This is a genomic window from uncultured Gimesia sp. (assembly GCF_937910335.1).
Classification (GTDB): Bacteria; Planctomycetota; Planctomycetia; order Planctomycetales; family Planctomycetaceae; genus Gimesia.
The window spans coordinates 1-3,750 of record NZ_CALEMX010000190.1 but is presented as its reverse complement, the minus strand read 5'-3'; the positions used below and the strand labels follow the sequence as shown (position 1 = coordinate 3,750).

Below are 3,750 nucleotides of genomic sequence, written 5' to 3'. Positions count from 1 at the left end.
ACAGTTTCACGTCACTTCGATCCATTTTGAAATTGCCCCAAATCAGACCGACCGCACAATTCTGTCCGCGAAACTCGTCAATTCGCGGACACACCATTAATCGACCGTTTTCGCTTGCGCGAATATTGTGTCTGAAGCCGATAGGCTTAGGGGCCCATACCGCTTCGCGGTCGTTCCCTGTTGAGGGAATAGTGCGTGACCCACGAAGGGCGACCGTAGGGAGACGCGAGGCCGAGGGTGGAGCCATTGCGTCCCTGGAATGTGTCGGAAGTCTCGGCCTCGCGGGTTCCCGCCCGCGAGTGGTGTCACCTCATAAGGGGTGTTTCTTGGCTTCGTCAAGCCCCGTTTGGTCGATTTCCGATCGCCAACGGAATCGTATTTCACCCCGCACCTGCCTGCGGGGGTAAACGCGGGGGTTGATGACTCCCCTCTTGTGTCCCTAATAAAAAACAGAATCAATGCACCGCTTGTGATAAAAAGTTGTAAGACGTTATAGAAAGTTCTGCATCAATAATATCATCCGTTATTGGCTTACTGTTGCCAATCCCCTCTTTCACCTCTTGTTTTCAGGTACACAGATCGTTGTTTTCAAGTACACATCCCCTTGTTTTCAGGTACACAGTCTCTTGTATTGAAGTACACACTCATCGGAACATCATCAGTGTGATTCCTTTCGTTGTCGATCCAATTCTTTGAGACATTCTCGTTTGCGATGTTCATCATTCTTCTGGAAGTGTTCTTTGAGAACGGTTCCCCGTTGTTGCGCAAATGCCTGTTCCTCGATTATTTTCTGCTCATTGTGATTCAGATTCTCCCAAATCTTCAATACTTCCTCTCTGTGGCGTTTTCGTTTCTGTCGGGACTCGGAGTCCTTACGATTCTCAATCACCTCTTGTGATGCCTGTAAATGGTCATCACGACGACGTTGCATCTCTTGTTCATACACCTTTATCACCTGCGGGAAGAAGCCCCGTGTAGCTCCGAAATTTTTTGCAGTTGGAAATCCATCTTTCTGCTTCATTCGGCTGACCACTTTAGTGAGTAATTTTTCCACCTTTTGTCGTCCGTAGAGATCAACCAACTCCTTCGCCCAGGCAAGTTCCGATTTTGTCGGGCGATAGTTCAAATTCCCGGACCATTGCTCATGGAACTGGCGAACAATCATTCCCGTAGCTGATTCGTCATTGCGGATTTCTCGAATTTCGACTGCATCTGCAATTTCTGGCCATTCATTGCTTCTCTTTTCAGTTTTGTTTGCACTGCCATTTAATCGGGAGCCGAGACGAATCAGCAGTTGAATTTGTCCTTTAGTGCCTGCTGTCCAATTGACATCAGCGACCACATTCCGATCATGCAACAAACGAAACGGCACTGCCAGTTGTCGTTCAGCGGCAGAGCGATACCGTTCCGTTTTGATCGGTAGGAAGCTTGCCAATGTCGCATAGTTGATGCAAACCGTTTTGGTCGCTCGTGAATTAAAAAGCAGAAATTCATACAACCTGCTAGCAATGGAACTCTGATGATCGAGTGCGAGCCAGGTGGGATAATGCAACGGTCCCGAATAGAGACTGTTTAAGTTTCGCAGATACCAGTTACTCAACCAGACTGCATTACTATTAGACAACGAGCCATCATGCAGCCGATCATTCTTAAAGCGGTACGCATCGTACAGATGGTAACCATGTTCATCCTGCGGGAGAACATGACGGTCTTCACCAATAGCAATCGTCAGTGCGTAGTTGGTGGTAATGAGCACGCCGGATGTCCTGCGAATCGCGTCTTTGATTTTTGCCACAATTTCCCCACTTCTGGAAACTCCCATCTGTTCGGTCAACTGGTTCCAGCTTTTCCAAATGATCGGGTTTTGATACGGAATTCCCTGTTCCTGCAGAATACTGAGCAGGGCGTAATGAACTGACCGTGACAATGTACCCGGAAAGAGATGTTTCGTATTGCGAGTAACACTTAACTTGAATTCATGATTGCGACCATGAATCTGTTTTCGCCCGATGCATTCAATACCGTCTAATTGCCGCAACCCTTTGGAATGTAAGGCAAAAAATGGAAACCGTAAAAAATTTGCTTCCGCTCGAATGATCGCTGGCGGTTTGATAGCAGGTACAAAACCGGAATCATCTGATGCCAGTACTGCATGTTTTGCCGGTGTGAGATGGGACGAGTGCATGAATGTTTGCTGAATGTGGAAAGATGACTCTCCTCTTTTTTAATAGTGAATGCCAAACAGGGAACGTTTCTTCTTTGGTTGCTTTTTCTTTTTGTCATAGGAAGTTGGCTTTGATTTAGTGGAAGCCGTTTTTTTCTTTGTGGACTTCAGCTTCTCTTTTGGTGTCTCTGAAACGACTGGAGTGATTATTGTTTCAGTTTGAGTTTCTGCATCTTGCACTGGTGGTTCCGATGCAGGAGCAGTGATGGCAAGACGTTGCTGAAGTTCTTTCATCAGAATATTGCTCTCCCGCATTCGTTCATTGAGATTGGAGATCTGACCATCTTTGCGGTCAAGCTGTGAGACTAGCAATGTATTCTGAGTTTCCAGGCTACGAATCTGATCTCGCAAAGCCGACTCCAAATTCGAGTCAGACGCCTCACGTTTGCCAGAACCATTCACTGACTGACTCCCCTCTTCCTCAATCGAGTCGTGCGGAAATCGTCGTAGTAAAAGTTGCTGATCAAGCTTCCAGACATACGGCTCTTTCGTAGCTTTGCGTCGTTCCACTTCTTCGTGATTCGGGAGGATGAATTGTCGGTCATCATGATTGACATCAGAAGCGACTTCACGAATCAATCGCTTGATTGTGCTCTCCGATTTACCGACGAGCTTGCAGGCCTCTTTGACGTTGAGATGTTGATCCACAGGAAAGGATGAAAGGGAAACAGAAAGAAAGTGAGAATAGCATATAGCAGTTGATGGAACCTGTAAAATATTGGTGACACCCCGCTGAAGCGACCTGCCCAACAGGGGAGTTCATTGCGGTTCATGCCACACTGCATGGCAGGGATGCAAACCCCGTCCATGCTCATGTTCAGTGAGATTCAATGCGGGTTCACGGCAGTTCACAGACTCCGGTCATGCTCCAGAGTATGCTCTGGTGCAATAAACCAGTAGATCGAAACTGTGAACATTTCGCGACCTAATTCATGCACCATCTCACGAACTATTTCATCCATCAAATAATGACCCCGTTCAAACAGAGGCGAACCAATTATTTCTATCGTTGAACACTGAAATTATACAACGAATCAGAATATTTTTCATCATTCAGAGTAGGGGAGTCATCGATCGATTCACCTTGAATCAGCCCCCGTCATGCCCCACCTCATGACACCATTCCGGTACAGTGCATCACCGGTTCAACGAACCCATTCAGAGCAGGTCATTGAAGAGGGGAGTCGGACTAACAGTGTTGTAGTTTCGATATTATGTTGAGACTTACTTGCGCTGGAATTCACCTCGTGGCAAACTCTTTCACTGGCATGGTGTCAGGAAAGCGAATCTCGATCCTTCTCAAGAAAGTGAGGTGCCACATGGCAAAGAAAAAGTCCGGAAACAAACCGGTTAATTCGTACAGAATTGGTTACGTTTCCGCCAGTATTTTCCTGAATGAAGTGGAGACTGACAATGGAAACCGTGAGTTTCACAGTGTCAATGTGCAGCGTTCTTATCGTGATGGGGACGAAACAAAGTTCATTTCATCATTCGGACTGGCGGAGCTGCCGCAAGTCGTCCGAGTA

At 46.9% G+C, this 3,750-nt stretch carries 4 protein-coding genes; 1 reads left to right on the top strand and 3 read right to left on the bottom strand.

Annotation, left to right across the window (positions count from 1 at the left end):
- The 3 genes from Q0668_RS07195 to Q0668_RS07185 all read right to left on the bottom strand — a co-directional run.
- On the bottom strand, window positions 1-247 hold a 247-nt coding region (locus Q0668_RS07195), incomplete at its 3' end, for a hypothetical protein (protein ID WP_298861987.1).
- A 411-nt stretch (window positions 248-658) separates the two neighbouring features.
- The gene (locus tag Q0668_RS07190; RefSeq protein WP_298861984.1) at window positions 659-2,185 is read right to left on the bottom strand and encodes a hypothetical protein; all 1,527 of its coding nucleotides are present in this window, start codon (window positions 2,183-2,185) and stop codon (window positions 659-661) included.
- A 39-nt stretch (window positions 2,186-2,224) separates the two neighbouring features.
- A complete protein-coding gene (locus tag Q0668_RS07185; RefSeq protein WP_298861981.1) occupies window positions 2,225-2,974 on the bottom strand; it encodes a hypothetical protein in 750 nt (249 codons plus the stop codon).
- Between the two features lie 569 nt (window positions 2,975-3,543).
- Here Q0668_RS07185 and Q0668_RS07180 point away from each other — a divergent pair.
- Window positions 3,544-3,750 (top strand): hypothetical protein (locus Q0668_RS07180; protein WP_298861978.1); only part of this gene is annotated, 207 nt, incomplete at its 3' end.